We start from the raw sequence: 1,906 nt of genomic DNA on the forward strand, positions 1-1,906 counted from the left end.
TGCTAAAATTTTAGCAGTTTTCTCTTTTTTATAGTCTATTGATTTTCTTTTAAATTTTTATAATTTTCTATGGTGTACCATCTTTCTTTATAGAACTCTACTACAAAATCTAAAAATTCTTTTGCAAGTTCAGATAAAAATGCATTTTTCCTATATGATATAGAAATTTTTCTTTTATTAAGATTATCTTTAAGTCTTAAAATAGTATAATTTTCTTTTTCAGATTTTAAGCAAATAGATATTGGAATAAGTGCAACTGCTTTCTTTATTTCCATAAGCTCAGAAATTACAGCTCCATCTCCTTCAAATCTTATGTTTGGCTTAAACCCAGCATTCAAAAACATTTTATCAGTAATCTTTTTAAAAAAATTTTCTGAAGCTAAACTGATAAATTCTTCATTTTTTAATTCATTTAAGTACACCATCCCCTTATAAGCTAATATATGAGTTTTAGGAATAACAACTACTATTTCCTCTTCAATTAAATCAATAGTTTCTATTGATGGATCTACTATTGGTGGGGATGTTATAGCAAAATCAATGCTTCTTTCTTTCAATTTATCAATTATCTCTCCATTTGTATTTATAGTTTGAGACATTGTGATCTCCTCTTTTATTAGAAGAAAATCTTTTAATACTCCTTCTAAGAAAAAACTTGTAGATGCTGAGATTGTTAGATGCTTATTCTTTTTTCCATATACCTCTAATAATTCAAGCTTTGAATTTTCAATTTGATTTATTATTGAATTTACATGCTTTAAAAAATGCTCTCCAAAAGTATTAATTTCAATGCTTCTTCCTTTCCTTGTGAAAAGTGGTACATTTAATTCATCTTCAAGCCTTTTTATAGTTATACTAAGTGATGGCTGACTTATATGTAATTCTTCTGCTGCTTTACTTATATTTTCATGTTTTGCAACACATTGAAAATATTTTAATTGTAATAATTCCATATCTAACCCCTTCTATATAGATTCTAGTCTATATGTATATTAATAATATATATTTCAAATTATATATCTTTTGAATTACAATATAAATATTGATAATGCTTTATTAATTAATTGTTTTTAATTAAAGGAGGTTTCATAATTTTATGAAAGAAAAAAAGAAAAACAAGAAAAAAATATGGCTTTTATTAATCTTATTAGGTATTTTATTAATCCCTGCCTTTTATGGTGGAATGTATTTAAAATCTTATTGGAATGATGACACTAGCTTTAATAAAGTTCCAATTGCAGTAGTAAATTTAGATACACCATACAGTAAAGATGGCACTACATATAACATAGGTCAAGAAGTTATAAATAATTTAAAAACAAACACAACCCTTGGCTGGAAATTTGTTAATTATAATGAAGCTAAAGAAGGACTTTATGGAACAAAATACTATGCAATGCTAGTTATCCCTAAAGACTTCTCAAAAGATATTGCAAATGCAACAACAGATGGATTTAAAAAACCACAAATTGAATTTTATCAAAATGAAGGTAAAAACTTTGTATTCTCTGAAATTTCTGGATTTGGTGCACAAGCAGTTGTTCAATCTGTTTCAGAGTCTATAACTAAAAGTACATCAGAAGCTTTAGTCCAAACCCTTTATAAAACTAAAGATGGTTTCAAAACAGCTTCAGAAGGTGCAAATGCCTTAACCGATGGATTAGTTAAATTAAACAATGGGTCTATACAATTAGATTCAGGTGCTAAAAAACTAACAACAGGTACTGAAGGTTTAAATACTGGATTAGATAAATTAAATTCTGGTGCAAATGCCCTAAATGATGGCGCAACTAAGGCAAGCCTTGGTTCAAGTAAACTTCAAGAAGGAGCTTCAGCACTTCAAAACGGAACTGAAAGTTTAGCATCTGGAACACAAAAGCTTGTAGATGGTTCTTCAAAATTAAAT

Annotated in this window: 2 protein-coding genes; one reads left to right on the plus strand and one right to left on the minus strand. The window is 27.4% G+C overall.

Going from position 1 to position 1,906, the window contains the following annotated elements:
- Nucleotides 1–35: 35 nt before the first annotated feature.
- Nucleotides 36–953: a LysR family transcriptional regulator gene (locus ACRC28_RS08390; RefSeq protein WP_438543003.1), complete on the minus strand. Its 918-nt coding sequence runs from the start codon at nucleotides 951–953 to the stop codon at nucleotides 36–38.
- 143 nt (nucleotides 954–1,096) lie between these two features.
- On the opposite strand from ACRC28_RS08390, the gene ACRC28_RS08395 reads away from it, so the two are divergent.
- On the plus strand, nucleotides 1,097–1,906 hold an 810-nt coding region (locus ACRC28_RS08395), incomplete at its 3' end, for a YhgE/Pip domain-containing protein (protein ID WP_438543004.1).

The sequence above is a fragment of the Clostridium sp. genome (genome assembly GCF_051650885.1).
Lineage (GTDB): Bacteria > Bacillota > Clostridia > Clostridiales > Clostridiaceae > Clostridium.

Excerpts from the sequence above, each read along its gene's own strand:
- ACRC28_RS08390 (WP_438543003.1), bottom strand. The coding sequence starts at position 953 with ATGGAATTATTACAATTAAAATATTTTCAATGTGTTGCAAAACATGAA.